Here is a 26,555-nt window from a genome sequence, read left to right on the forward strand (position 1 = left end):
CGGTGGCCGTCGGGTGTCGTCAATACCACTCTTAGCGAGCGTTTTGTGCGACCCCGCAGGAGTCGTCAGTGGCGTGCGGTGTTGCTGCCACCAGACCATCTGACGGCGCGCGCCACCGAGCGCCCCACCCCCACCGCCGCGCCCGCCGCACGCCGCACCTGCGAACTGCCACCTCGCCCCCGGGGTCCATCACCCCGTTTTACGGACTGGGCGCCGCCTTCTGGAGCGCGCTCTCGGCGATGTTCCCCCCGTAGTCCGCGGTCCGGGACAGCGAGTCGACGACGAGGCCGAGCGACTGGGCGAGTTCGGGGTCGGCGAGGTCGCGGATGACGTCGTCGACGTTCCGAGCGCGGTCGTCGATGTCCGGGAGGTCGGCCCGCGCCTCGGTCGCGAGTTCGACGGCCCGGTCCGAGTCGTCTTCGAGAAGCGCGTCCATCGCCGTCTCCGGGACGGTGACCGCCGCGTCCTGGAGTTCGCTCAGCGTCGAGGCGACCGAGTCGTTGACCGGACCGATCTCCAGGGAGATCGTCGCGATCTTCGTCGCGTGGTCGGCGATGCGTTCGAGCTGGCGGGCGCTCGACTGGTAATCGAAGACGGTCTCGCGAGGGAAACCGATCTCCGTCGCCGCCGCCGGGTTACGAAGCACTGTCCGGAACACCCGCGAGACCATGTACCACAGGCGGTCCACGTCGTCGTCGCGCTCGATCACGTCCTGGGCCAGTTCGTCGTCGTTCTCCAGGAGCGCGGTCACCGCGTCCGAGAGCATTGTCAGCGAGACCAGCCGCATCCGAGTGATCGCGTTGTGAACCGACAGCTCCGAGGAGTCGAGCAGGTCCTGGAGGACGACGCGCTCGCCCGTCTCCTCGATGACCTCGAGGCCGACGAGTCCCTGGGTCGCCTCCCGGATCGTCCGCCGCTGGCCGGCGGTCACTCGTGAAGCCTCGAAGGTGATGACGTCGAACCCGCTGACGTACATCGTCATCACCGCCCGCGTCAGCTGGTCGCCCTCCAGCCCGTCGATTTCGATCGATCCCTCCTCGCGTTCGTTCTCGCTCTTCGGCGAGAGCAGGAGGATGTCCTCTTCGGAGTGAAACTCCACCACGCTACCCGCGCTCACGTCGTTCTCCGTCGCCCAGTCCTTCGGCAGTGAGACCGTGTACGTCGAACCGCCCGTCACCTGGACCTTGCGGGTCTCCATAGCCGGGTGGTGTGGATACGACGCAATAAATCAACCCCTTTCTATATATTTACGACTACATACCAGTATATTGCGGCATATATCGACACCGAGCACGGCCGCTCGCTCACGATTCGCCGGACAGTTTCACCGACCGGAGTCGGTCGGTCGCAACTATATATTCGCCGGGAACGGTTGGATCTGGCCACGAGTGCCGCTGAGTGGCCCGATCCGGGCGGCGAGTTCAACGAGCATTCGCGGCCGGCGTCCCGAGGACCGCGAACCGGGTCGTCGTCGGTTCTCGAACGCTTCTGTCGCCGGGGTAAGCACGGATCTCCCGTCCCGATAGCGCGCGGAAATACGGGAGGAGAAGGCGATATCGCCCGTAAGCCCAGCCTACCCGCAGAAGGCGCGCGGCTCTCGGATAGGCATGAGTATGTACGTCTATATAGCGATAATAGTAGAGTATTTAGTTAATCTAGAACCTCTCGTCTGGTAATGCGGGAATCACCTGTGACCCGCCGACAACTGCTGGTCGGCGCGACGGGCATCGCCGCGTCGCTGGGTGGCTGCATCAGTACGAGTCCGAAACCGCCGGGACAGGCCGCGGGTGGGGCCGGTGGCGGCGGTGACTCGGGACTCGAACTACTCAAGGCGGGCGGGTCGTCGACGCTGTTCCCGATCGTCCAGGGGGCGGCATCGTACTGGGCGTCGAACTACGAGCCGACCGACCGGGAGTACTGGGGACCGGGCCAGTACGACATCGAGACCGACATGCGACTGGCGGACTACTGGGGCAGCAAGTACGGGTTCGAGGCCGACGGGGACGTCGCGCCGCCGTTCGAGGTGAACGTCGGCCTCAGCCACTCCGGGACCGGCCTGGAGAAACTCCGCAACCAGCAGATCGACATCGGGAACGCGAGCGCGTCCGCGGCCGCGGAGTTCCCCGACGCCTCAGAGGAGGAGCTCTCGAAGTTTACCGAACACGTCGTCGCCGTCGACGCCCAGCCGATCATCGTCAGCAGGGAGATTTACGACGCTGGCGTCACGAAGCTCACCGCCGAACAGGTCCGCGGTATCTACACCGGCGAGATCACGAAGTGGTCGGCGATCGAGAGCTACGACGGCCCCGACAAGGAGATCCAGGCGGTCGGTCGGGCGGAAGGCTCGGGAACCGACACCGCGTTCCGGTCGAACATGCTCGGGAGCCCGGACGCCCCGATGGAAGGCGTCGACGCCCGCAAGGGCCAGAACCAGCAGGTCAAGACGACCGTCTCGAACTCCAACAACGCCATCGCGTACATGGCGCTCGCGTTCGTCGACGACTCGATCCCCGCCATCGAACTCGAGTTCGACGGGACCACCTACACGCCGGGCGAGAACCTCGCTGACCCCTCTTACCCGCTCGCGCGCGACCTACACTGTTACACCTGGGAGGGGACCTCGAAGAAGGAGGCCGCCTTCCTCCGGATGATACTCAGCGACTTCGGCCAGCAGAACTTCGTCGAACCGGAGGGTTACTCGAAGTTGACCGACGAGCGCCAGCGGAAAGAGATCGAGAAGCTGGCGGAGCCCGAAGCATGAGCGTGGCGACGCGACTCGGGAGGCTGGACGGGAACGCGCAACTGGTCGGCGGCGTCGGGACCGTCCTCCTCGTCGTGACGATCTTCTCCTTTCTCGTCACGCCCGCGTTGACGGGCTATCTCGCGGCCGCGTTCGCCCTCTTCCTCGCCGGCAGCTACGTCGTCGACGAGGAGAACACGGCCCGGTTCCTCCTCTTCGTGACGACCACTTCGACGGTCCTCATCCTCGGGTTCATCACGATCTACCTGCTTATCAACGCGTTCCCGGTCGCCCGCGAAATGGGGCTGTACCTGCTCGTCGGCTCCGATCCGTTCTGGGACACCGGCGCCAACGTCTACTCGCTCGTCCCGATGATGTGGGGGACGCTCCTGACGACGGTCATCGCGGCGCTCGTCGCGGCGCCGCTGGGCGTCGCCGGCGCCGTGTTCATCAGCGAGATCGCGCCCGGCTGGGCCCGCGAGATCGTCAAACCCGCCGTGGAGATGCTGGCGGGCATCCCCTCGATCGTCTACGGGTTCATCGGTTACACGTTGCTCAACCAGTTCATGCAGCAGGAACTGAGCCTGCCCACTTACGGCAGCCTGTTCGTGACCGGCCTCGTCATCGGCGTGATGGCGCTCCCGACGGTCGTCTCCGTCGCCGAGGACGCCATCGCGAGCGTCCCGGACTCGATGAAAAACGGCGCGGGCGCCCTCGGCGCCACGGACTGGCAGACGACCACGAGCGTGACGCTCCCGGCGGCGTTCTCCGGCATCTCGGCCGCCGTCCTGCTCGGCGTCGGCCGCGCCGTCGGCGAGACCATGGCCGCGACTGTCATCCTCGGGAACGTCACGAACCTGCCCGACCCCCTCATCGACGTGTTCGGCAACACGATCACGCTGACGAGCCTCATCGCGAGCCAGTACGGCGCCGCGAGCGGCCTCCAGTTCTCCGCGCTGTTCGCCGCCGGCGTGGTCCTGTTCGTCACCGTCATGGGATTCAGCATCGGGTCGCAACTCATCGAGCGGCGGATGCGACGGCGCCTGGGTGGTGAGCAATGAGTTTCGACACCGATTCGGACGCGGCGGGCGCCCTCGTCGCCGGCGATTCCTCGACGCGTGAACTGGTCAGCGGCGGTCTGGTCGCGCTGTCGTTCGTCTCGTTCGCCGTCGGCCTGCTCGCCCTCTTCCAGTACCTGCCCGCCGACACCGCTGTCGGCGGTACCTCCGTCGCGACGCTGCTCGGGGGCGCCCTGACCGTCGTCGGGACCGGCGTCGTCGCGCTCGGTGCCGCCTCGTACGCAGGATTCTTCGAGACGGAACCAGGTCACACGGGCGGGCTCGCCTCCGCGGTCTTCGTCGGCGCGCTCTGGTTCGCGGTCGGCGGTCTCGTCGGCGCGCAGACGCTCGGACTCTCGACCGCCTGGCCACTCGTCGCCCTGCTGGCGGGCGGTATCGGTGCGGCCGTCGCCCTTGCAGCGCGCGAGGACCTCGGCGTCACCCTCTCTGCGGGGCTGTTCGTACTCCTCGCCGGTCTCGTAGTCGTCACGGGGCTGGTCGGGCCGGGCTGGCGGTGGAACCCGGAGAACTTCTCGATCGTCGTGACCGGCGCGGTCGGCGCCCCGGTCATCGCGCTGTTCGCCGGCCTCGTCGGCGCGTGGACGGCCGCCCGCGTCTACGGTGGCTTCGGTCCACAGGGTCGACAGACCGGCGCCTACGTCCTCGTCGGGACGAACGCCGCCGGCATGCTCGCCCTGCTGGCCTCGGTCGTCGGGTTCATCGCCGTCCGCGGGTTCGCCCCGATGACCGAGGGCATCAAGTACGGCCTCTTCTGGGGTCCCTGGACGTGGTTCAACCCGCCGCTGGTCGACACGTGGGTCATCGTCGAGGGCCCGATCGTCTGGTTCTACTGGCCGTTCGTCATGGAGGGCCACAGCATGACCACGCCGATAAACGGCATCCTCCCGGCCATCGTCGGCACGGTCTGGCTCGTCGTCGGCGCGGTCCTCCTGGCCGTCCCGCTCGGTGTGGGCGCCGCGGTCTTCCTGACCGAATACGCCGAACAGGGCCGGTTCACCTCGCTCGTCGAGATCTCGACCAACGGCCTCTGGAGCACGCCCAGCATCGTCTACGGCCTGTTCGGGCTGGCCTTCTTCGTCCCGCGGCTCGGGAACACGAACTCCATCCTCGCCGGTCAGATCGTACTCGGGTTCATGCTCCTGCCGCTGGTCGTGATCACCAGCCGCGAGTCGCTCAAGAGCGTCCCCGACGAGTACCGCGACGCCAGCGCCGCGCTGGGCGTCTCGCGGTGGGAGACGATCAAGAGCGTCGTCCTCCCGGCCTCCTTGCCGGGCGTCATCACCGGGATCATCCTCGGGGTCGGCCGCATCGCCGGCGAGACTGCCCCCATCCTGCTCGTCATGACGAGCGACCCGTTCCCCTCGGAGGTAGCGGGCGTCATCGAGGGCGGCTTCCGGTTCACCTCGGCGTTCCCCTTCGTCGCCGTGCCCGACGTGAACCTCGTCCAGTCGTCGAGCGCGTTGCCCTACCAGCTGTTCGCGGTCATCGGCGCCGGGCTCGGGGAGAACCTCGACTTCGCGTGGGGCACGGCGCTGGTGCTGTTACTCGTGGTGATGGGCTTCTACGCCGTCGGCATCGCATCGCGAATCTACTTCAGGAGGAAACTCGACCAATGAGCGAAACAGACGTGACTCAGACCGAAACCGACGAACCGACCGCGGGAACCACCACAGAGACCCAGACCCACACCACGGCGGGCGAGACCGACGAGCGGACCCGCGAGGAGTGGACGCAGTTCTCCTTCCAGGGTGAGCCGAAGCTCGCCGTCGAGGACCTGAACGTGTACTACGGCGACGACCACGCGCTGAAGGGCGTCTCGATGGACATCCCCCGTGAGAGCGTCACCGCGCTCATCGGTCCGTCCGGGTGTGGGAAGTCCACGTTCCTGCGCAGTCTGAACCGGATGAACGACCGGATCAGCGCCGCGCGGATCGAAGGGTCGGTCGAACTCGACGGCCAGGAGATATACCAGGACGGCGTCGATCTGGTCGAACTCCGCAAGCGCGTCGGCATGGTGTTCCAGGCGCCCAACCCGTTCCCCAAATCCATCCGCGACAACATCGCCTACGGCCCGCGCAAACACGGCGAGTTGAACACCGGTCTCGTCGCCCGCCTGCTCGGCCGCGACGACACCGAGGAAGAGGAAGCGCTCGTCGAGCAGTCGCTCAGGCAGGCGGCCCTGTGGGACGAGGTGAAAGACCGCCTCGACGACAACGCGCTCGGCCTCTCCGGCGGCCAGCAACAGCGGCTCTGCATCGCTCGCTGCCTCGCCGTCGGCCCCGAGGTCATCCTCATGGACGAGCCCGCGTCGGCGCTCGACCCCGTCGCCACCTCGAAGATCGAGGACCTCATCGAGGACCTCGCGGAGGACTACACCGTCGTCGTCGTCACCCACAGCATGCAACAGGCCGCCCGTATCTCCGACCAGACCGCCGTCTTCCTCACCGGCGGCGAACTCGTCGAGTACGACGACACCGACAAGATCTTCGAGAACCCCGAGAGCCAGCGCGTCGAGGACTACATCACCGGCAAATTCGGATAGTCGCCTCTCCTCTCTCCGTCGTTTCGCACCGATACGCATACTATTCTCCGCCGCCGACTCCCGACCACAGTGACGACGTACGAAGCGGTCGTCTTCGACAACGACGGCGTCCTCGTCGAACTCACCGAAACCGAACTGCTCCGCCGCATCGCTCGCCGAGCGTTCGAAGACCACGGCATCGACGACCCGCCCGAGGCGCTCGTCGAATGCGCCGCAGACGGCGACCTCGACGGACTCGCCGCCGTCGAGGACGAACTCGGTCTCACACTCGCGGACTACTGGGCCACGAGAGAGGGGCGCGCGGTCCGCCACCAGTGTGAGGCCATCGAGAACGGCGACAAACCTCTCTACGACGACGTGGCCGCGCTCGCCGACCTCTCCCAGAAGATGGCCGTCGTCAGCAACAACCAGCACGGCACCGTCGAGTTCATCGTCGAGCACTACGGCCTCGACGAGCACTTCGAGCACGTCGTCGGTCGCGAACACACCGTCGAGGGCGCCCGGCGGCGCAAGCCCGAGACCCACTACCTCGACCGCGCGCTCGACGAACTCGGGACCCGCGATGCGCTCTACGTCGGCGACAGCCCCAAAGACGTAGAGGTCGCCCACCGCGCCGGCGTCGACAGCGCCTTCCTCCGCCGCGACCACCGCGCCGACACCGTGCTCGACCGCGAACCGACCTACGAAGTCGAGACCCTCACGGCCCTCGTCGACGCGCTCGCCGAGTGAGCCGTCCCGACGACGACAACCGACCCGGCTCGGAGTCGACCCGACCGATCCGACGCTGTCGACGCCGGCCGATCCGACACGGCCGACGCCGACCGATCCGACACGGCCGACGCCGACCGATCCGACACGGCCGACGCCGACCGATCCGCCGGCCGGCAACACCCGCGGCTGGCACAACTTACATTGCACTACCGCCAGTTCTTGAAGGTATGCCACGCGAAGGATATCAGGAGAAGCTCGAATCTCTGCGGGAGGACGTCCTCTACATGAGCGAAGTCGTCCTCGAACGGCTCCGAATGGGCCTCGACGCCCTCGAAACGAAAGACGACGAACTCGCCTGGGAGGTCATCGACGGCGACCACGAGATCAACCAACTGTACCTCGACCTCGAACAGGACTGCATCGACCTGCTCGCCCTCCAGCAGCCCGTCGCCTCCGACCTCCGGTTCATCGCCGCCTCGTTCAAGATCATCACCGACCTCGAACGCATCGCCGACCTCGCCACCAACCTCGGTGACTACACCCACGAGGCCGAACGCGACCTCTACCCCGACGTCGACATCCAGGAGATCGGCACCCTCGTCATCGAGATGGTCGAGGCCTCGATGGACGCCTACGACGCCGAGGACCCCAACGCCTGCGTCGCCATCGCCGACCAGGACGACGCCGTCGACGAGCGCTGCGAGGCCGCCTCAGAGACCATCGTCCGCGACCTCATCGAACGCGAGGTCGACGACGAGACCGGCGAAGAGGAGGTCGAACAGCTCATGGCCGACGTCTCCCGACTCCTCCTCACCGTCCGCGACCTCGAACGCGTCGGCGACCACGCCGTCAACATCGCCGCCCGCACCCTCTACATGGTCGAGAACGACGACGCGCTGATCTACTAACAGCCATCTTTTTCGCCGGGGGGTTGCTCGCGTTGCTCGCGACCCCCCGTCTGCTCACGGGCGGCGAAGCCGCCCGTTCGCATGGTCCGAGGGACCTTCGGTCCCTCGCTAGCCAAAAACATGGGTGAAAAAGGCCGAACTCGCGCTTCGCACGAGTTCGGTGTCTGCGGGAGTGAGCACCGCGAACGACCGCAGGCTCGTCAGAGCAGAGCTCTGACGGCGAATCGCGCTCACTGCGTTCGCGCGAATGCTCGGTGCAGGTGTCGGGGGAGACGCGAGACACATAGAAACTATAGGCATACATGTAGACCATACTATATGACGATGGCGAAGGAGTATATCGACGAAAGGCTCGCCCGCAGGGCAGCGGTGCTGTTCGTTCAACTGGTCGTCCTCTACATCGTCGCAGTGTTGAGCCTCTCCGGCGGTATCGTCGGTCTCCCCGTCACGCTCGCCGCGATCTTCCTCGCCGTCTACGTCTCGCTGAGACAGGTCGAGGGGGTCGTCGGAGACGCGCTCGACGGGCAGCACGACTGAGTGGCCCGGCTACCGCGGTTCCCCGCTCTCCAGTCCGGTGTCGGTGATCTTGAACTGCGCCGTCTCGCCGGCGGGCTTCGCGCGGTGTTTCTCCAGGGTCGCCCGGCGGTTGCCGCCGCGGAACCGGTCGACGCGAACGATGGTCGCCGACCAGTGGTTGAGCGTGTGGCCGCCGAGGGCGCGCGCCTGGTCGGAGTCGAGGTCGGTGAACACCTGGTTGGTGAAGGCGACGGCGATGTCGTGTTTCCTGGCCAGCGAGAGCAGATGGGCGAGCTGGCGACCGACCGCGCGCAGCGCTTCGCCCTCCTCCTGTTCGGTGCGCTGGAGGCGATAGAACCCGGTCGCGCTGTCGACCGCGATGAAGTCGACGACGTCGACGAACTCCTCGACGTCGCGGACGGCCTCCTCCTGCTCCTCGAAGGTGTAGGCCTCGGTGATGATGAGCCGCGAGGCGACGTCGTCGACGTCCCGGTTCGGCCCGCCGGCGAGTTGCTCCATCCGATCGACCGAGAGTCCCTCGGTGTCGACGATCAGCGCGGAGTCGCCGGCGGCGGCCAGTTCGACGGCCGCCGAGAGGACGATGTTCGTCTTGCCGGCGGCCGGCGGGCCGTACACCTGCGTGACCGCGCCGCGCTCGAACCCGCCGCCGAGCAGGTCGTCGATGGCCCCGCAGCCGGTCGAAATGCGCTCGCTCACGTCCCCGGGTTCGGCGCCACCGGACAAAAACGCTCGCAAACGACCACGACTCGCTCCTGAACCGTTCGGACCGGCGACGTCGGGCGACCTCGCCGACCGATCGCCCGAGCAGCCGTGAACACGTCGAAGACTTAGGTGGGTGGCCCGCCAACTCCGCCTGTGATAGTCGTCGCGACGGCGGACTTCGAAGTCTACCACGGCGTGGTCAACGAACTGCGGGACCGGGGCGTGACGTTCACGACCATCGAACTCGACGACGACCTTCCTGCCCGAACGACGGTGGTCGTCACAGCATCCGACGAGTCGCCGCCGACCCCCGACGACGTGCCGGTCGTGCGCGCCGACCCCGACGACCCGCGCCGGGCCGTCGACGAAGTGGTCGCCATCCTCCGCGGCGGGAGCGGCCGGACGGTCGTCGGCGTCGACCCCGGCGAGCGACCGGGTATCGCCGTCCTCTCGGGCGAGATGGTCGTCGCGACGTTCCACGTGCCGCTCGTCGACGCCGCCGAGGTCGTCCGCGAGGAGGTCGCAGACGCCGTCGACCCGCTCGTCCGGATCGGCGACGGCGCACGCCTCCAGGGCGCGAAGATCATCGACGACCTCGAGGAGGTCCCGATCGAACTCGTCGACGAGACGGGGACGACGCCGTATCTCGGCACCGGCGCCCGGGGGATGGCCGACGTGCTCGCCGCGGTCAACATCGCCCGGCTTGACGGCGAACGGATCGAGTCCCGGACCATCGAACCGACCGCGGGCGAGCTCCAGCGGATCAAGGACCGCTCGCGCGAACAGAGCGACACCAACCGCGCCATCGACGAGACCCTCGCCCGTCGCGTGGCGCTGGGAGAGCTGACCATCGCCGAGGCGCTGGCCGAACACCGCGGGACCGACGACTGAGCGTCGGCAACGACGACCGACCCGTGAGAACGACGACGGACGGGCGGCTTACTCGTCGGGCCGCTCGTCTCGCTGCGAGCGGAGCGCGGGCGCGACGGCCGACGGTTCGAACCCCACGAGGGACTCGAAGCGCTCGGAGGAGAGGGAAGTGTCCGGAGCCACGTCCATCTCCGGCGGAATCTCGTCGCGCTCGATCGAGTCGGGGTCGTAGCCGAGCGCGCGCATCGCCTCGCAGTGGAACTCGTAGACGCTGATCCGCGGTGCGGGCGCGTGGACCACCCCCGTCGCGTCGCAAGCGACGAGGGCCTGAATGGCCTCGGCGAGTTCGGTCACGAGCACGGGGCTCTTGTACATGTCCGTGAAGTACGCGATCGATTCGTCGCGTTCGAGGTGCTCGCGCGTCCGCGCGAGTCGATGGTCGAGCCGTCCGCGTGAGAACCCGAACAGGTAGCTCGACCGGAGCGCGACGACGTCCTCGCAGTGCTCGTCGAAGGCGTCCTCGAACGTCGCCAGACGGTGGCCGTACCGGTCCGGGGGCGACCGGGGGTCCGATTCGACGTACTGCCGGCCGGCGCCGTCGAAGACCGCCGCGCTGGAGACGTAGACGACGCGTCGCCCCGCACAGTCGGCCGCGAACCGCTCTGCCCGTTCGTCGAACGGATCGTCTACGTCCGCGTCCCCGGTGTCGACCTCGCCGCCGTACTCGTTCGCGGCGGCGTAGACGACGGCGTCGACGTCGTGCTCCGCGAGGAGCGACCCCACGTCGTCGGTCCAGAAGTCGAACTGCACGCTCGCGGTCGGCGCCGGCGACGAACAGTACGTCCCGACGACGCGATAGCGCCCTTCGTGAAGACGCTCTGCCACCGACCGGCCGAGGTAGCCGCTCGCACCGACGACGAGGACGGTCTCGGTCATTCGTTCGCGGCCGCCTCGGCGCGCCGGAGGATCTCCCGGACGGCCACCCCCGTCTCGCGGGCGACTGCCGCCGCGTCGTCGTACTCGGCGCTCACGTCGAACACTCTTCCGTCGCCGTCCGTGCCGATCTTGACGTCGACCTGGTACGTGCTGCCCTCGACGTCGACTTCGACTGTCCGGACTTCGCGGTCGGCGATCCAGCGGTGGCCGGCGCCGTGTTCGCGGACCCCCAGCGTCCCCGTCTCCTCGGCGAGGCGCCGCGCTACACGCTGGGCGTCCTCGGGTTTGACGACGACTTTCACGAGGTGGCCCGGTCGCGACTTCTTCATCGTCGCCGGGACGATCGATACGTCACGCGCACCCGCGTCGGCGAGCGACTCCTGCAATCCTCCGAGCACCTCCGGCGTCGCGTCGTCCAGGTTCGTCTCCAGGACCGTGATGGCGTCCCGCGAGAGCCCGCCCCGCCCCTCGCCGACGATGGCGCGGAGCACGTTCGGATACCGCTCGAAGTCGTAGCCCCCCGCGCCGTAGCCGGAGGCCGTCACGTCCAGCGCGGGGAGTTCTTCGACGCCCTCGGCGAAGTGCGCGAGCAGCGCCGCCCCGGTCGGCGTGAGCAGTTCCGCCTCGACTGGCCCGCCTCGTAGCGACCAGTCGGCCCGCTCGGCGAGTTCGACGACGGCGGGCGCGGGGACGGGGTAGGTGCCGTGGCTCATCGACACCTCACCGCCGCCGGTCGCCAGCGGGGTCGTCACCACGCGCTCGACGTCCAGGTCGTCGAGGAGGAGTGAGACGCCGACCACGTCGGCGATGGCGTCGTCCGCGCCGACCTCGTGGAAGTGCGTCTCCCTCAGGTCGGTCCCGTGGACGCTGGCCTCGCTCTCCCCGAGCAACTCGAAGACCGCCAGCGCGTCCCGTTCGACGCGCTCGGGCAGCCCCATGGATTCGACGAGTTCCACGACTTCCGCGTACGTACGGTGCGGCCCGGCGCCCTCGGCGTGGCCGTGCTGGTGGCCGTGACTGTCGTCGTGATCGTCGTGATCGTGGCCGTGTTGGTGGTCATGGCGGAGGTCTTCGTGATCGTCGTGACCGTGGTCATCGTGGTCGTCGTGACCGTGGTCTTCGTGGTCGTGTTCGTGGTCGTCGTGACCGTGGCCCTCGTGGTCGTGTTCGTGCTGCTGGTGTTCGTCGTCATCGGCGTCGTGGTCGTGTCCGGTCCCACTGTCGCCGGCGGCCTCCCGGTGGCGCACGTCGACGGCGGTGGCCGCGATGCCGTTTTTCGTGACCGGGCGAACGTCGTACTGCACGGGGAGGACGTCTTCGACGGGGTCCAGCGCCGCGGGGGCGGCGCCGGCCGCGACGAGCGCGCCCAGGAGCAGGTCGCCGCTGGCACCCATTCGACCGTCGAACGCGAGGGTTCGCATATCACAACACGCGCCCGGCGGCGGGAAAAACTGTCCGGTCACGATCACCATTGCGAGCCGACCGCGCCGCCGAAGAACGACGGTGGGCGATCCGACGCCGGTCGAAAACCGCCGGGAGGCGCTCCGGTCGGGTCCGACTCGGACCGAGTGAATCGTCGCCGGTGCGACGACGAAACCACCGGGAGCAAAAAGCATATCCGCGGTGGTACCCGAGTGAGACACACTCCCACTCGACTATGAACGAAGTGCAACTAGAAGTGGCGAAAGCGTACCCGAACGACTCGGGGCGCGGTATCGCCCGGCTGGACCCCGACACGCTGCTCCATCTCAAGCTCTCTCCCGGAGACATCATCGAGATCGAGGGCAGCGAGGTGACGGCGGCGAAGGTGTGGCGCGCGGACCGGCAGGACTGGAACACCGACACCGTCCGTATCGACGGATTCACGCGCCAGAACGCCGACGTGGGGATCGGCGAGCGCGTCGAGATCCGCAAGGCGGAGGCCGAGAAGGCCGACAAGCTCGTCCTCGCGCCGCCCGAGGAAGCGAGCGTCCAGTTCGGTTCCGACGCCGCAGGTATGGTGAAACGACAGATCCTCAAGCGCCCGGTCGTCGAACGCGACATCGTCCCGGTGATGTCCTCGACGAACCACCCGTTCATGCGCTCGCCCGGCCAGGCCATCCCCCTGATCGCCGTCGAGACCGAACCTGAGGGCGTCTGCCTCATCACGGAGGACACCGAGGTCGAACTCCGCGAGGAACCGATCAGCGGGTTCGAGAAGACTGGCGGCGGGATCACCTACGAGGACATCGGCGGCCTGCAAAACGAGATCCAGCGGGTCCGCGAGATGGTCGAACTGCCGATGAAACACCCCCAGATCTTCAAGAAACTGGGCATCGAGCCGCCCCAGGGGGTCTTGCTCCACGGCCCGCCCGGCACCGGGAAGACCCTCCTCGCCAAGGCCGTGGCCAACGAGACGTCGGCCAGTTTCTTCTCTATCGCCGGTCCTGAGATCATCTCGAAGTACTACGGTGAGTCCGAGCAGCAACTGAGAGAGATATTCGAGGACGCGAGCGAGGAAGCTCCCTCTATCATCTTCATCGACGAACTGGACTCCATCGCGCCCAAGCGCGAGGACGTGACCGGCGAGGTCGAGCGCCGCGTCGTCGCGCAACTGCTGACGATGATGGACGGCCTCGAATCGCGCGGCCAGGTCATCGTCATCGCCGCGACCAACCGCGTCGACAGCGTCGACCCCGCCCTGCGGCGCCCGGGCCGGTTCGACCGCGAGATCGAGATCGGTGTCCCCGACGAGATCGGCCGCGAGGAGATCCTCCAGATCCACACCCGCGGCATGCCGCTGTCGGACGACGTGGCCCTCGGCCGTCTCGCCGACGAGACCCACGGCTTCGTCGGCGCCGACATCGAGAGCCTCACCAAGGAGGCCGCGATGAAGGCGCTGCGGCGGTACCTGCCCGAGATCGACCTGGACGAGGAGGACATCCCGCCGAGCCTCATCGACCGGATGATCATCAAGCGCGAGGACTTCCGCGGGGCCCTGAACGAGGTGAGCCCGTCGGCCATGCGCGAGGTCCTCGTCGAGTTGCCGAAGGTCTCCTGGGACGACGTCGGCGGCCTCGAAGAGGCCAAGGGGAAGGTCCAGGAGTCCGTCGAGTGGCCGCTGAACAAGCCCGAGAAGTTCCAGCGCATGGGCATCGACCCGCCGTCGGGCGTCCTGCTCTACGGCCCGCCCGGCACCGGGAAGACGCTGATGGCCAAGGCCGTCGCCAACGAGACCGACGCCAACTTCATCAGCGTGCGCGGCCCGCAACTGCTGTCGAAGTGGGTCGGTGAATCAGAGAAGGCCATCCGCCAGACGTTCAGGAAAGCGAAGCAGGTCGCCCCGACGGTGATCTTCTTCGACGAACTGGACTCGCTGGCGCCCGGCCGCGGCGGCGACGTCGGTAGCAACGTCTCCGAGCGCGTCGTCAACCAGCTCCTCACCGAACTCGACGGGCTGGAGGACATGGAGGACGTGATGGTCATCGGCGCGACCAACCGACCGGACATGATCGACCCCGCGCTCATCCGCTCGGGCCGGTTCGACCGACTGGTCATGATCGGCGAGCCCGACACCGAGGGCCGCGAGCAGATCCTCCGCATCCACACGGAGGACCAGCCGCTCAGCCCCGACGTGAGCCTGCGCGAGCTCGCGGAGATCACCGAGGGGTTCGTCGGCTCGGACCTGGAGTCGATCGGCCGCGAGGCCGCTATCGAGGCGCTCCGCGAGGACGACGACGCCGAAGTCGTCGACATGCGCCACTTCCGCCAGGCCATGGACAACGTCCGGCCAACCATCACCGACGACATCCGCGACTACTACGAGCAGATGGAAGAGGAGTTCAAGAGCGGCGGCAACCGCGGTCAGCAGCGCCGCTCCGGCGGCCGCATCGGCTTCCAATAGTAACCCACTTTTTGGCGGAGGGGTGTCCTCGGTCGCTGTGCTCGCTCACGGGTCACTGCGTTCCCCGCTCGCCTTCGAGGCCTCGCTTCGCTCGGCCTCGCACTCCCTGCGGGCACCCCTCCGCCAAAAACTTGGGGAAAAAGCCGGACGACTCGCTCCCTTCGGTCGCTCGCGTCCGGTGTCTGCGAGAGTGAGCACCGCGAACGACCGCAGGCTCGTCAGAGCTCCGCTCTGACGGTGAAACGGCTCGCTTCGCTCGGCGTATATTCAGTGCAGCCATCTTTTCCATCGTCGAGTGTCCTCGCTCGCTCCGCTCGCGGGTCACTGCGTTCCCCGCTCGCATTCGAGGCCTCGCTTCGCTCGGCCTCGCGCTCGCTGCGGGCACCACTCCTCGAAAAACATGGGTGAAAAAGGCTGAATCCTCGCTTCGCTCGGATTCGGTGTCCTCGTGAGCGCCAGCGAACGAGGGCTTGTCAGAGCGGAGCTCTGACAGTGAATCGAGCTCGCTCCGTTCGCGCGAATGCCAGTGGTCAGTTCGCAATCCGTATCGAACGGTCACGGAGCCTCGACAGTGTATTCCAGAGGGAGACAGTGTCCCACGGTCTCTCAACAGATAAGCCACCGTGAAACACATCGTTCGGACAGAATGACGGATGTCGTGATGATCAAACAGCGCGTGCAGGAGGACAAAGTCGACCGACTGAGAGAGTGGATGGCCGAGGTTCGCGACCGGCGAGACGAGGCGGAGACGACACTACGCGACGAAGGGATGCAAACGGAGTCGGCCTTCCTCGAACGCACTGAGGACGGACCACATCTGGTCTACTACATGGAAGCTGAGGACATCGACCGCGTCTGGGACCAGTACGAGAACTCGGACCACGACATCGACCGGGAGCACAAGCAGATCGTGGCGGAGGTGCTGGTCGACGGCCACGACGTGGGCGAGCACGAACTGCTGTACCACCTCACGAGCCCGGAGCGCTGACGACGTTCCTTTAAGTGGTTCTCGTCACAACGGTCTATAGTAAGAGGAGTTCTCCGGGGGCTCGACAACGTCCAGCGGATGCTTCGTTCCCGATCGGCTGGTGGAAAACGGCGCGGCGAGTCACGTTCGGAGAGTTCTTTAAGCCGTTCTCGTCACAAGGGCTCGTAGTGAGGAGATTCTACGGAGCCGTCCCAACAGTTCCCGGCGAGCAAGCGGCTCGCTTCCTGTGACGTCAGGGCCGATTTGTCACGATGGGGCGAGGGGTCCCGACCGATGGGTGTCCTTTATTGTGGCTCGTGAGAGACCCTTCTCCGATGAGTATCAATTCCGGGGACCGTCCGTGGCCACAGACCCTCGACCACGAGGACATGGAGTGGCCGCCCGAGGAACAGCGGGTTCTGGTGCCGTTCCGCGAGGCAGTGAACGTCACCGAAACCGGGTTCCTCGGGGCGAGCGTGACCTTCGGAACAGACGGCAGCCTCTACATTCTGCACGCCGTCGAGGACGACGTCTCCAGGCCGGCCGAGATCCGCGAACACGTGGAACTGAAACGCGAGATCCAGGACGAGTTCGGGGTCCCCGTAGTACAGCAGACGGACGACTATTCGCGGTCGATGCTGGACTCGTTCGTCAGTTCCCACTCGATCACGACGACCGTCGTCGACCGCGAGGAAGCGAGCCTCTTCCCGACTGGGCGGCCCGAAGAGACGGTCTTGCGGGACTGTCACACCGTCGTCGGGACCGGCATGGACGCGTTCGACTCGCCGTCGAGTATCCTCGTGCCGGTCGCGAAGGGGCCCCACTCCGGGCTCGCCACCAGGATCGCGGAATCGATCGCCCGGGCGTATGGCGCCTGGATCGAGCTGTTCCACGTCCTGCCGGAGGACGCGCCCGAGGAGACCGAACGTGACGCCGACAAACTCCTCGACGCGTACAGCTATCAACTCGACGACGACGTCGAGGTCGATTACCACGTCCTGCGGGCGCCGGACACAGCCGAAGCGATCGTCGAACACGCCGGATACCACAGCCTGACGATCCTCGGCGCACCGGAGAAGGGGAAACTCAGACGATTCCTCTTCGGGTCGACGACGGACGAAGTCACCCGGAACGCCGAATCGAAGCCGATACTGACGGCTCACCGCGCGTCCGTGGACTCGTTCGTCTCCCGCTGGTTCTGAACCTGACGCCCTGAACCGCTCCCCTCACTGATGGCGCCGCTCCGGGATCGAATCCCCAGCACTCCTTTAAGTGCTTCTCGTCACAAGGGTTCGTAGTGAGGAAGTTCTGCGTGAGGTCGACACTCACCAGCCGTGCGTCGCGTCGGCGCGGCAGAAGCGTTCCCCGGGCCGCGCTTTAAACGCTTCTCGTCACAAAAATTTGAAGTGAGAGGTGACGCGGGGCTTTTCGTCAGACGCGCGTCCGACGAGCCGGAGCTTTCTATAGTCACGAGGGCGAAACCCGACGAGATGAACGGGGGACGCGACGCGGCCGACCACGGACTACAGACGAGCGGCGAACCGGTGGACCCGCGGGCGGAGCCCGAGGTGAGTAGCCGTCCCGGTGACGGGTCACTGGCGCGCCTCGACGCGGTCAAGGACGAGGCGTTCAGGCGGTGGGACGTGACGACGCCGAGCGCGACGCTCATCGGGCGACCGGAGAACCCGGGGGAGGACGTCGACGAGAACCTCCGGCGGTTGCACGACGAGCAACATCCGGCGATGGCGGGCCACGGCGAACGGATGCACCGCCTCGAGAAGGCGCGCATCACCCACGCCTTCTGCAATCGGCTCTCGCTGACGCCGTGGGAGCGCGACCGCGCGCTGGGCATCATGACGGACCTGGATCTGACGGTCTTCGGGAGCCAGCGGGCGATCCAGAAGGTCGCGCTGGTCGTCATCCAGCACGTGGTCGACGACGAGCGCCAGCGCATCCTGGGCCTCCACGACCGGGAGTGGATCGCCGAGCAGCCGCCGACGTCGCTCGCCGATCTCCACGAGCGGTTCGACTCGATCAAGGAGGATCCGAACTACCGGGCGCTGCTCGATCTGGTCGGCCTCGACGTGACCAGCGTCAACCGCCTGCACCGGACGCTCCAGACCCAGCTCGACGACCAGGATCTCCGCGGCGCCGTCTTCGGCAGGGACCCGCACAGGGACCCGAGTCTCCCCGCGTTCCGGGACCGAGAACCGACGGAGGTTCCGGGGCCGAGCGAGGACGAAACCGCCGAGTAAGACGCGGCTGGCTCTCGACAGCGCCGACCACTTGGCGGCCGGTCGGTTTGCCCACAGGTTCTTCCCGTTCGGCGTCCTATTTTATGTCACGATCACAAATGCCCACAACTATCGAGATCGACGACGAACTCGCCGAGCGCATCGAGGGCCACCTCGAGGAGGACGAATCGATGGCGGAGTTCATCGAAGAACTCGTCAGCGTCTACGAGACAGAGGGCGCGTTCCTCCAGGAAGGCTACTCGGAATAACGTCGCGGGACGAGCGGCCCGACGACCCCGGAGAGGGCTGACAGCGGTCGGGCGGAGTCCCACCGGGGGGACCCGACCGAGCGGTGCGGTCCGCTACAGTTCGCCGAGTTTGCGGAGGAGCTGTCCGCGGTACTCCTCGTCTGCCTGAACGTCTTTGAGTTCGAGGACGTTACGTTCGAGTTTGTCGAGCGCGACGCCGAAGGCGGAGTCTGCACCGTAGCCCTCGCCGGAGCCGGCGGCCTGGCCCTTGTTGGTGCGGAGGCGGATCTGACAGCGGATCAGGGGCGTGCCGCGGAGCTTCTCCTTGTGCTCGTGGAAGCGGACGTGGCAGTGCTGGACCTGCATCTTCTGGTACTTGTCCGCGACCTGCTCGATGCGCTGGCGGATGTCCTCCCGGCTGATCGTGTCGAGGAGTTTGATGTTGGTGATCTGCACGTCCATGTGCTCCTCCTCGGTGAACGTCAGCGCGCGCAGCACGTCCGTCTTGGTGATGATGCCCGCGACGGCGTCGTCGTCATCCTCGGGCGTGACGACGAGCCCCGCGTAGTCGTTGTCGAGCATGCGCTCGACGGCGTCGCGGACGGACTCGTCGAGGCTCGTGGTCGCGACGGGACTGTTCATCTCGTCGTAGACCGGCAGGTCGAGCACGCGCTCGATGTCGCCCGCGCGCTCGCCACGCGTGGCCTTGTCCATGTCGCGGACGACGATGTCGACGATGTCGTGTCTGGTGACCATGCCCGTGAGTTGCCCACGGTCGTCGAGCACGGGGAGCCGGGAGATGCCGTGCTCGCGGAGGAGGTTGATGGCCTGCCCGACGTTGGTGTCCTCCCTGACCGTGACCACGTCGTCGGTGTAGATGTCCCCGACGGAGAGCGCGTCGAGGTTCTCGAGGACCGCACGGAGGATCGCGTCCTCGGTGACGATCCCCCAGAGGTCCCCGGCTTCGAAGACGGGAGCCACTTTGGTTCCGCCCTCAACGAGGACGCGGGCGACCTCGCGCACGTCGTCGGTGCGCTCGACTCTGGGTGCCGACTGCACCATCGCGCTCGCCTTCGTGTTGTCTTCGATGTGAGACTGCACCAGCTGCTTCTGCGTGATGAGCCCAGCGTACTCGTCGTCGTCGGTGACGATCAGCCCCTTGGGGTTCTCGCGTTCGAACAGCGACCGGACCTTGCCCAGGCGCTCGTCCACGTCGACGGCCACGTACTCGCTGGTGGCGATATCAGCAATATCCATCTGGATCTCCCATTTCGGAAGATTCCACGCCGAAGCTAATCAATCTTGGCGAACAATCCCGCATACCGAGACTGCGCCCTCCGCGCGCGACGTGTTCGACGCCTTTCGCCCGCTCCTATCGAACCGGCCCAGACGAGTTCACTCCGACCCGGGTCGTCGCGCCGATCGCCGTGACTGCACGGCGACGCCATCCCCGTCTCCCCGCAGTACAAACCCCCTACCGCCCCGCCCGACCTCCGGTCACGCGAATCTCGACCGACGGGCCCTCTATCTGCCAGGTTCCCACCGGGGATTTCGACAGTAGTCGAATAATACTACGACTTTAATCGAATCCATCGTTTTGCGGGAAAGTCGAAACCGGATCGGAATAGAAATTAACGAACGTTCAACGACACCCCCGTTTGAGTGGTGTGACAAACACAAACATGAATAATACGGGAAAATCAGCAGAAGTTTTTTCATCCATGGGCGCGCGTCTACGTGTACGATGACGGGGACACAGACGCCGCGGATCGAACTCTACGTCCGGTCGCTCCTGCCGGACGGCGCGCACAACCGACAGGAAGCGGTCATCGAACGCCTGCAGGAACTGGACGCCGAAGACGAGATCGAGGACTTCTCGGTCATCGTCTGGGGCAAGCAGATCGCCCGCGAGTCCGCCGGTGCACGGACCGAAGAGGGCGAGTACATCCTCAATCGCGTCGCGGAGTTCAAGCAGTGGGCCCTCTCGAACAACGTCTCGCTCGAGTCGTTCTACCAGCGCCAGACCGTCGAGAACGACGTCACCGACGAGCCCTACTCGGCGATGGTGCTCCCCGTGATGGGCCTCGCCGAGTACGACGGCGAGGAACTCCGCCACGTCGCCCCTTGCACCGAGGGCGAGGAGGTGCACACCATCATGGACCGCCTCGACCGCCTGGGGCGCGGCGAACCGACCGCCATCGAGCAGTCCAGCGACGTCTCTATCCTCTCGGACTGACACCCGTCTCCCGTCACCCTCACCGTCTCCGCTCTCGTTCGCCTACCGACGGGATCACGCTGTCGCGGCCCTGCGACGGCAAGGCCGACCCACTTTACGCCAGCACTCCTCTTCCCGATAGCAATGGCAACACGGAATGCGGGAACCTTCGGCAAGCTCAGCATCGTCTCGACGCTCGTGGACGCTGCCGTGGCCTTCGCCCGCGGGCGCCGCAAGAGCGGCCTCCTGCTCGTCGTCGCGGCAGCCCTGTCCTCGCGGATCCCCGGACTGGGGACGCTTACCTCGGTCGCCCTCCGGGTCGCGCGCCGGATGCGGTGAGCGGCGACCGCCCGGGCCATCAACAGGCGACGACGGTGGCGAACACCCGGTCGTCCGGACCGGCGTGGACGTCGACGCCGACGAGTCCGTTCGTCGTCTCGTAGAAGTTCTCCGCGTCGGCCTCGTAGCCGTCGACCAGCGTCCGCGCGAGCGCGTCCGCCGAGTCGAGCGCCGGGTCGCCCTCGCCGACCGCCCGCGAGAATTCGACGAGTGCCGCGGGCTCACCGCCGCATGCGCCGTCGAATTCCTCGCGGAGCCGCTCGTCGCTGGGGCGCGACCCCCCGTCGTACCACTCGCCGACCCGGCCCTGGTTCGCGAGCCGCGCGGCGTCGTCCAGGTTCTCGTTCCGTTCGTACGCGTCGAGCCCCGCCGCCGCCCGCCGGTCGTTCAGCTCTGCGACGAACGCCGTTTCCGTCTCGCCGAGGTCGACGTCGCCGACGCGCTCGGCGCTCCCCGGAACGTCGCCGTCCATCCCGGGGAGCGTGATCACCCCCAGCAACCCGAGGACCAGCACCGTCCCGGCGACGACGGCGACCGCCAGGCCGGCGACGTAGCGGGCGCTCAGCAGGTCGACGTACGACGTGCCGCCCAGCTCGTCGTCGTAGTCGCTCTCGTCCGGGATCCGCCGCTCCAGTTGCGCGTTGCCGCAGCGGCTACACGGCGGCGAGTTCTTCTGGTGGACGCGACCGCACTCCGGGCAGACCCACACCGGTTCCCGCTCGTGGTCGGGGTCCTCCGGCGCCACCGGAACCACCGCCTTCTCGAACTTGTGGTGGCCGCAGTTGTCGCACGGGGGGTCGTTCCGGTCGTGGGGCTTGTCACACCACGCGCACCGCCACTTCGCCGACCGTGACGACGCGCCGCCGGAGCCGGCTCCCTCGCTACCCGGACCGTCCCCGACCGACCCGCCGCCCGAACCCTCGCCGTCGCTCATCGCTCAGAGGCGGACGGGTACGTCGCGGTCGTCCAGGTACCGCTTGACCTCGTCGATCGAGTGCTCGTCGAAGTGGAAGATCGAGGCGGCCAGCGCCGCGTCGGCGCCGGCGTCGGTGAACACCTCGTAGGCGTCTTCCGGGCCGCCACAGCCCGACGACGCGATGACGGGCGTCGAGACGGCGTCGCAGACGGCCTTCGTCAGCGGGATGTCGTAGCCGTCTTTCGTCCCGTCGGCGTCGATGGAGTTGACGAACAGTTCGCCCGCACCGCGTTCCTCGGCCTCTTCGGCCCACGAGACCACGTCGACGCCCGTCCCCTCGCGACCGCCCTTGACCGTGCACTCGAACCAGCAGGACTCCCCGTCGACATCGACGTAGTGCTCGCCGCCCTCGTCGAAGCGCCGCTTCGCGTCGACGCTGATGACGATGCACTGGTTGCCGAACGCGCGGGCGCCCTCGGTGATGAGTTCAGGGCGCTCCAGTGCGCCGGTGTTGATCGACACCTTGTCCGCACCCGCCCGGAGCGTCTCTTTGACGTCCTCGCGCGTCCGGATCCCGCCGCCCACCGTCAGCGGGATGAACACCTCGTCGGCGACGGCCGAGACCGTGTCGAGCATCGTCTCGCGGCCCTCCGCGGAGGCCGTGATGTCGAGGAAGACGAACTCGTCGGCGCCGGCCTCGTTGTACTTCCTGGCCATCTCCACCGGATCGCCCGTGTACGCCAGATCCTCGAAGTTCACCCCGGTGTAGACCGCCGCGTTTCCCTCGTCGTCGAGGTCGACGTCGATACAGGGGATGATCCGCTTCGTCAGAGCCATTGATACCAACGACTCGGGGAGCGAGTGGCAAAAGGTATCCGCTCTCTCTGGCGGGCCGGTCGCTGCTCCGGACCGTGCCGTCGATGGGACGCGGCGCCGTCCGACCACGGGATGCCGGTTCCGCCGGCAGTATCGGGGGAATACTTTTGGGTCGGATCGGCGATAGCCCGGACGATGAACCGCGCAGTCAGCGCGCTCGTCGCCGGCGCCGTCGGGACGATGGTCATGTCCGCGGCGCTCGCGATCTTCGAGGTCCAGACGCGGTACGCCATCGGGATCTTCGGGGCCATCGCCCGGTTCGTCCGGATGCCGGACAGCCTCTTCCTCGGCTTCGTCGTCTACGCCCTCGTCGGCATCGTCGCCTGGCCGCTGCTGTTCGTGAGCCTGAAGCCCTACGTCCCGCTGGATCTCGACCCCGCCGTCGCCGGCATGCTGTTCGCAGTGCCGCTGTGGATCGCCTTCGCCATCGTCGGTCGCGGCGACGTCACCGGCGCGATCGTCGTCCTCTTCGTCGGGTTCACGCTGCTTGCGCACCTCGCCTACGGGTTCGTCCTCGGCGCGGTGTACGCGAGTCTCGCCGACGAACACGCGTAAGGTCACGATACGGCGACCGGGGGCGGCGAGTAGGCTCGCGTGACCGTCCGATGCCCGACGTATACTTTTCCCTCGGCTTTCGCAACACCCGATACCCATCCACCCGTCCCATGTCTGTCCCCCTCGGTAGCATCGCCATCGTCCTCGTGTGCTGTGCCCCCGCAGCGGTCGTCTGGCACCGGACGAGACCCTTCGCCGATCGGCGAGCGGGACGCGACGGTCCCGGTGGCGCCTCGGCCGACAGCGCGCCGGTCACCGACGGCGGTCACGACGCGGTCCGCGCGAAACCGCTCGGTCCGCGTCGCTGGCTGACGACCGTCGACCATCGAGACGTGGGGCTGCTCTACCTGGCCTTCGGGACCGTCGCCGGTCTCTGGGGCGGGATGGACGCGATGATGATGCGGACGGAGCTGCTGACGCCCGCGGTGTCCACCTGGGACGCCGAGACGTACAACGCGCTCTTTACCACCCACGGGATCACGATGCTGTTTTTCTTCGCGGCGCCGGTGTTCGCCGGCATCGCCAACTACGTCATCCCGCTGTTGATCGGCGCGGACGACATGGCGTTCCCGCGGATCAACGCGCTCGCGTTCTGGCTGTTGCCCCCCGCCCTGTTCGTGGCCCGCGCCGGGATCATCACCGAACTCATCGGCAAGACCCTCGAAGGCGCTCTCGGGCTGGTGCCACCCGGTATCACCGCCCGGGTCGGCGGCCTCGAAGGTATCCTCGAACCGCTCTTCCTGCTCGAACCGCCGGGGATCGGGTGGACGATGTACACGCCGCTTTCGATCCAGAGCCCCAACCAGCAGGTCAACCTGCTGTTGCTCGGGTTGCATCTCAGCGGCGTCGCGACCACCATCGGTGCGATCAACTTCATCGCGACCATCGTCACCGAGCGCGGCGACGGGGTGAGCTGGGCCGACCTCGACCTGTTCTCGTGGAACATCCTCACCCAGTCGGGGATCGTCCTGTTCGCGTTCCCGCTGCTCGGAAGCGCCATGATCATGTTGCTCCTCGACCGGACCGTCGGGACCACCTTCTTCACCGCTGCCGGCGGCGGCCCGATCCTGTGGCAGCACCTCTTCTGGTTCTTCGGCCACCCCGAAGTGTATATCCTCGTGCTCCCGGCGTTCGGCCTCGTCAGCTACATCCTCCCGAAGTTCGCGGGACGGGCGCTGTTCGGCTTCCGCTTCGTCGTCTACTCGACGCTGGCCATCGGCGTCCTGAGCTTCGGCGTCTGGGCCCACCATATGTTCGCGACGGGGATGGACCCGCGAGTTCGCGCCAGTTTCATGGTCGTCTCGGTCGCCATCGCCGTCCCGAGCGCCGTGAAGACGTTCAACTGGATCGCGACGATCTGGAACGGACGCGTCAGGCTCACGGCACCGATGCTGTTCTGTCTCGGCGGGCTCGCCCTGTTCGTCCTCGGCGGCATCACCGGCGTCTTCCTCGCCGCCATCCCCTTCAACCTCGTCGTCCACGACACCTACTACGTCGTCGGTCACTTCCACCTCATCATCATGGGGATCATCCCGTTCAGCATGTTCGCGGCGTGCTACTACTGGTTCCCGCTGATAACGGGGCGGATGTACAACCGACCCGTCGCCGTCGCCCAGGCGGTGGTGCTGTCCGTCGGCTCGGCGCTCACCTTCCTCCCGATGCTCGTCACCGGGATGGAAGGACTCCCCCGGCGGTACGCCGCCTATCCCGAGGTGTTCACACTCCTCAACCAGATCTCGTCGGCCGGGGCGTACCTGATCGGTCTCGCCGCCGTCCTCTGGGTGTTCAACATGGTGCAGTCCTACCGCGTCGGGCCCGCCGTCACCGACGACGACGTGTGGAACCTCGCCGAGACCGGCCAGACGGCCCGCGAGTGGCACCACCCCTCTGGCCGCCCGACCCGGAAGGCCCCCGGGGTCGACCCTGGGGCGCCGGACGCCGACGAGAGCCAGACCGGGACCGACGGTCAGCCGCCGACCGAACCCGACCGCGGTCCCGCCGTCGACCGGTCGGCGCGCGACGAGCAGATCGGCGGCACCGGCCCGATCCGACTCGTCGCCGCGGTGACCCTCGGCATCGCTCTCCTCGTCGTCGCCGGCCGCCTGTTCCTCCCGCTTTCGGGGTTCGACTCGGCGACCGAGGCGCTGATACGGACGCTCAACCGGCGACTGCTACTGGTCGCGGTCCCGCTGGCGCTGCTCGTCGAGGTCGTCCTCGTCTACGCGGTCTGGCGCTTCCACGGCACCGACCGCCCCCTGCCGACCCCCGAGAACACGCCGCTGGAGATCAGCTGGACGGTCGCCACGGCGGTCGTGCTCCTGTTCGTCGCCGTCGTCTCCTACCACGTGCTCGCCTCGCCGTACGTCACCGCCACGCCGGAACCCGAACGCGATCGCTCCGCGAACGCCGTCGAGATCGAGATCGTCGCCGAACAGTTCGATTACGGCGTGCGGTATCCAGAGGCGAACGTGTCCGTCGAGGACACCGACGTGATCTACGCGCCGACCGACCGGCCGGTCTACTTCGAGATCACCGCCGAGGACGTCCTCCACTCCGTCCACGTTCCCGACCTGGGCCTCAAACAGGACGCGTTCCCGGCCCAGTGGAACCTGATCCACACCCGGCTGTACGAACCCGGCGACTACCGGCTCTACTGCGCGGAGTTCTGCGGCGTCGGCCACTCGCAAATGCGCGCGACGCTCCGGGTCGTACCGCCCGACGAGTACGAAGACCGGGTAGACGCGCTCGCGGACGGAGACGCTGCCGCTGTCGACGGCAACGCGACCAGCCTGCGCTCGGATCGTCGTCCCGCAGCAGCCCGCCAGCCCCCACTGCCCGACCGGTCCCCATCGACCGACGGGCCCGCACGGATCCGCGCAGTTCCGACACGCTAAGGTGCCCCCCGGGCGAACGCGGACGCATGGTCGACGAACACGAGGACGCGGCGCACGGACACGCGGACCGCCCGGACTACGACCCGACGCACAAGGAACTCCCCTCCGGAGAGCCGCCACTGCGCTCGACGGCGCCCCAGAGCGAATACACGACCCGCGACGTCGGCGTCGGCTTCGCCGTCATGCTGGTCGGCGTCACCATCGCGTTCGTCCTGCCGCTCGTGCTGGTGTAACCGGCCGCCGCTCGGTTTCTCTCCCCTCCCGTTTCGGCGCCCGGCTGCACGGCCAGCGCCGCTCGCACCCCGAAACGTCCGAGCGTGACCGATCCACTGCGGTCGGGTTCGAATCGCGAGACAACGAGCGGTTCCGATCGGCTGCCCCCAAGCTTATTACTACCAATTGA

General features: G+C 67.2%; 25 protein-coding genes. 18 read left to right on the forward strand and 7 right to left on the reverse strand.

Translation table 11 applies throughout. The annotated features are described in order from the left end of the window. Positions 1–199: 199 nt before the first annotated feature. On the reverse strand, positions 200–1,198 hold the full coding sequence (locus ACMGFE_RS19865) for a PhoU domain-containing protein (RefSeq protein WP_436927012.1): 999 nt from the start codon (positions 1,196–1,198) through the stop codon (positions 200–202). Positions 1,199–1,675: 477 nt separating this feature from the next. On the opposite strand from ACMGFE_RS19865, the gene ACMGFE_RS19870 reads away from it, so the two are divergent. From ACMGFE_RS19870 to ACMGFE_RS19900, 7 genes are all read left to right on the forward strand, one after another. Next, positions 1,676–2,761: a PstS family phosphate ABC transporter substrate-binding protein gene (locus ACMGFE_RS19870; RefSeq protein WP_436927013.1), complete on the forward strand. Its 1,086-nt coding sequence runs from the start codon at positions 1,676–1,678 to the stop codon at positions 2,759–2,761. Beyond that, entirely contained in the window at positions 2,758–3,801 is a 1,044-nt protein-coding gene (gene pstC, locus ACMGFE_RS19875) for a phosphate ABC transporter permease subunit PstC (RefSeq protein ID WP_436927014.1), read from the forward strand. The genes ACMGFE_RS19870 and pstC overlap by 4 nt, the downstream gene beginning before the upstream one ends. Then, positions 3,798–5,435 carry a phosphate ABC transporter permease PstA gene (gene pstA / locus ACMGFE_RS19880; protein WP_436927015.1) on the forward strand — a complete coding sequence of 546 codons (1,638 nt, stop codon included), beginning with the start codon at positions 3,798–3,800 and terminating at the stop codon, positions 5,433–5,435. The genes pstC and pstA overlap by 4 nt, the downstream gene beginning before the upstream one ends. Continuing rightward, the gene (gene pstB / locus ACMGFE_RS19885; RefSeq protein WP_436927016.1) at positions 5,432–6,361 is read left to right on the forward strand and encodes a phosphate ABC transporter ATP-binding protein PstB; all 930 of its coding nucleotides are present in this window, start codon (positions 5,432–5,434) and stop codon (positions 6,359–6,361) included. Before pstA ends, pstB begins: the two co-directional genes overlap by 4 nt. Before the next feature lie 69 nt (positions 6,362–6,430). Next, on the forward strand, positions 6,431–7,090 hold the full coding sequence (locus ACMGFE_RS19890) for an HAD family hydrolase (RefSeq protein WP_436927017.1): 660 nt from the start codon (positions 6,431–6,433) through the stop codon (positions 7,088–7,090). A gap of 209 nt (positions 7,091–7,299) precedes the next feature. Then, positions 7,300–7,980 carry a phosphate signaling complex protein PhoU gene (gene phoU / locus ACMGFE_RS19895; RefSeq protein ID WP_436927018.1) on the forward strand — a complete coding sequence of 227 codons (681 nt, stop codon included), beginning with the start codon at positions 7,300–7,302 and terminating at the stop codon, positions 7,978–7,980. A 324-nt stretch (positions 7,981–8,304) separates the two neighbouring features. Beyond that, entirely contained in the window at positions 8,305–8,517 is a 213-nt protein-coding gene (locus ACMGFE_RS19900; protein ID WP_436927019.1) for a hypothetical protein, read from the forward strand. 9 nt (positions 8,518–8,526) lie between these two features. Here the strand turns inward: ACMGFE_RS19900 and radB are convergent, their stop codons facing one another. Beyond that, positions 8,527–9,213 (reverse strand): DNA repair and recombination protein RadB, encoded by a 687-nt coding sequence (gene radB / locus ACMGFE_RS19905; RefSeq protein ID WP_436927020.1) that lies wholly within the window; start codon positions 9,211–9,213, stop codon positions 8,527–8,529. A 159-nt stretch (positions 9,214–9,372) separates the two neighbouring features. On the opposite strand from radB, the gene ACMGFE_RS19910 reads away from it, so the two are divergent. Continuing rightward, the gene (locus ACMGFE_RS19910) at positions 9,373–10,110 is read left to right on the forward strand and encodes a hypothetical protein (RefSeq protein WP_436927021.1); all 738 of its coding nucleotides are present in this window, start codon (positions 9,373–9,375) and stop codon (positions 10,108–10,110) included. 48 nt (positions 10,111–10,158) lie between these two features. On the opposite strand, the gene ACMGFE_RS19915 is transcribed toward ACMGFE_RS19910, so the two are convergent. Next, positions 10,159–11,025 (reverse strand): sugar nucleotide-binding protein, encoded by an 867-nt coding sequence (locus ACMGFE_RS19915; RefSeq protein ID WP_436927022.1) that lies wholly within the window; start codon positions 11,023–11,025, stop codon positions 10,159–10,161. Next, positions 11,022–12,446, reverse strand: coding sequence for a nickel pincer cofactor biosynthesis protein LarC (gene larC, locus ACMGFE_RS19920; protein WP_436927023.1), 1,425 nt, complete (start codon positions 12,444–12,446; stop codon positions 11,022–11,024). The genes ACMGFE_RS19915 and larC overlap by 4 nt, the downstream gene beginning before the upstream one ends. Before the next feature lie 236 nt (positions 12,447–12,682). On the opposite strand from larC, the gene ACMGFE_RS19925 reads away from it, so the two are divergent. The 5 genes from ACMGFE_RS19925 to ACMGFE_RS19945 all read left to right on the forward strand — a co-directional run bounded on the left by ACMGFE_RS19925 (position 12,683) and on the right by ACMGFE_RS19945 (position 18,378). Then, on the forward strand, positions 12,683–14,908 hold the full coding sequence (locus tag ACMGFE_RS19925; protein ID WP_436927024.1) for a CDC48 family AAA ATPase: 2,226 nt from the start codon (positions 12,683–12,685) through the stop codon (positions 14,906–14,908). Positions 14,909–15,554: 646 nt separating this feature from the next. Beyond that, complete coding sequence (locus ACMGFE_RS19930; protein WP_436927025.1) at positions 15,555–15,896, forward strand: DUF6176 family protein; 342 nt, start codon at positions 15,555–15,557, stop codon at positions 15,894–15,896. Between the two features lie 314 nt (positions 15,897–16,210). Further along, positions 16,211–17,077: a universal stress protein gene (locus ACMGFE_RS19935; protein ID WP_436927026.1), complete on the forward strand. Its 867-nt coding sequence runs from the start codon at positions 16,211–16,213 to the stop codon at positions 17,075–17,077. A gap of 288 nt (positions 17,078–17,365) precedes the next feature. Continuing rightward, positions 17,366–18,130 (forward strand): DNA-directed RNA polymerase subunit epsilon, encoded by a 765-nt coding sequence (locus tag ACMGFE_RS19940; RefSeq protein WP_436927027.1) that lies wholly within the window; start codon positions 17,366–17,368, stop codon positions 18,128–18,130. Positions 18,131–18,228: 98 nt separating this feature from the next. Next, on the forward strand, positions 18,229–18,378 hold the full coding sequence (locus ACMGFE_RS19945; RefSeq protein ID WP_436927265.1) for a DUF7557 family protein: 150 nt from the start codon (positions 18,229–18,231) through the stop codon (positions 18,376–18,378). A 93-nt stretch (positions 18,379–18,471) separates the two neighbouring features. Here the strand turns inward: ACMGFE_RS19945 and ACMGFE_RS19950 are convergent, their stop codons facing one another. Beyond that, positions 18,472–19,614: a CBS domain-containing protein gene (locus ACMGFE_RS19950; RefSeq protein ID WP_436927028.1), complete on the reverse strand. Its 1,143-nt coding sequence runs from the start codon at positions 19,612–19,614 to the stop codon at positions 18,472–18,474. Positions 19,615–20,101: 487 nt separating this feature from the next. On the opposite strand from ACMGFE_RS19950, the gene ACMGFE_RS19955 reads away from it, so the two are divergent. Beyond that, complete coding sequence (locus ACMGFE_RS19955) at positions 20,102–20,593, forward strand: HTH domain-containing protein (RefSeq protein WP_436927029.1); 492 nt, start codon at positions 20,102–20,104, stop codon at positions 20,591–20,593. 123 nt (positions 20,594–20,716) lie between these two features. After that, positions 20,717–20,911 (forward strand): hypothetical protein, encoded by a 195-nt coding sequence (locus ACMGFE_RS19960; protein ID WP_436927030.1) that lies wholly within the window; start codon positions 20,717–20,719, stop codon positions 20,909–20,911. Positions 20,912–20,930: 19 nt separating this feature from the next. Here the strand turns inward: ACMGFE_RS19960 and ACMGFE_RS19965 are convergent, their stop codons facing one another. Both ACMGFE_RS19965 and hisF read right to left on the reverse strand, forming a co-directional pair. Beyond that, entirely contained in the window at positions 20,931–21,845 is a 915-nt protein-coding gene (locus tag ACMGFE_RS19965) for a spore germination YkwD domain-containing protein (RefSeq protein WP_436927031.1), read from the reverse strand. Between the two features lie 3 nt (positions 21,846–21,848). Then, positions 21,849–22,664, reverse strand: coding sequence for an imidazole glycerol phosphate synthase subunit HisF (gene hisF, locus ACMGFE_RS19970; RefSeq protein WP_436927032.1), 816 nt, complete (start codon positions 22,662–22,664; stop codon positions 21,849–21,851). A 174-nt stretch (positions 22,665–22,838) separates the two neighbouring features. On the opposite strand from hisF, the gene ACMGFE_RS19975 reads away from it, so the two are divergent. From ACMGFE_RS19975 to ACMGFE_RS19985, 3 genes are all read left to right on the forward strand, one after another. After that, positions 22,839–23,258 (forward strand): DUF6789 family protein, encoded by a 420-nt coding sequence (locus ACMGFE_RS19975; RefSeq protein WP_436927033.1) that lies wholly within the window; start codon positions 22,839–22,841, stop codon positions 23,256–23,258. A gap of 110 nt (positions 23,259–23,368) precedes the next feature. Continuing rightward, the gene (gene coxB, locus ACMGFE_RS19980; RefSeq protein WP_436927035.1) at positions 23,369–26,152 is read left to right on the forward strand and encodes a cytochrome c oxidase subunit II; all 2,784 of its coding nucleotides are present in this window, start codon (positions 23,369–23,371) and stop codon (positions 26,150–26,152) included. A gap of 26 nt (positions 26,153–26,178) precedes the next feature. Beyond that, positions 26,179–26,385: a DUF7550 family protein gene (locus ACMGFE_RS19985; RefSeq protein ID WP_436927036.1), complete on the forward strand. Its 207-nt coding sequence runs from the start codon at positions 26,179–26,181 to the stop codon at positions 26,383–26,385. Positions 26,386–26,555 lie beyond the last annotated feature (170 nt).

The organism is Halosimplex amylolyticum (genome assembly GCF_051414035.1).
Lineage (GTDB): Archaea > Halobacteriota > Halobacteria > Halobacteriales > Haloarculaceae > Halosimplex > Halosimplex amylolyticum.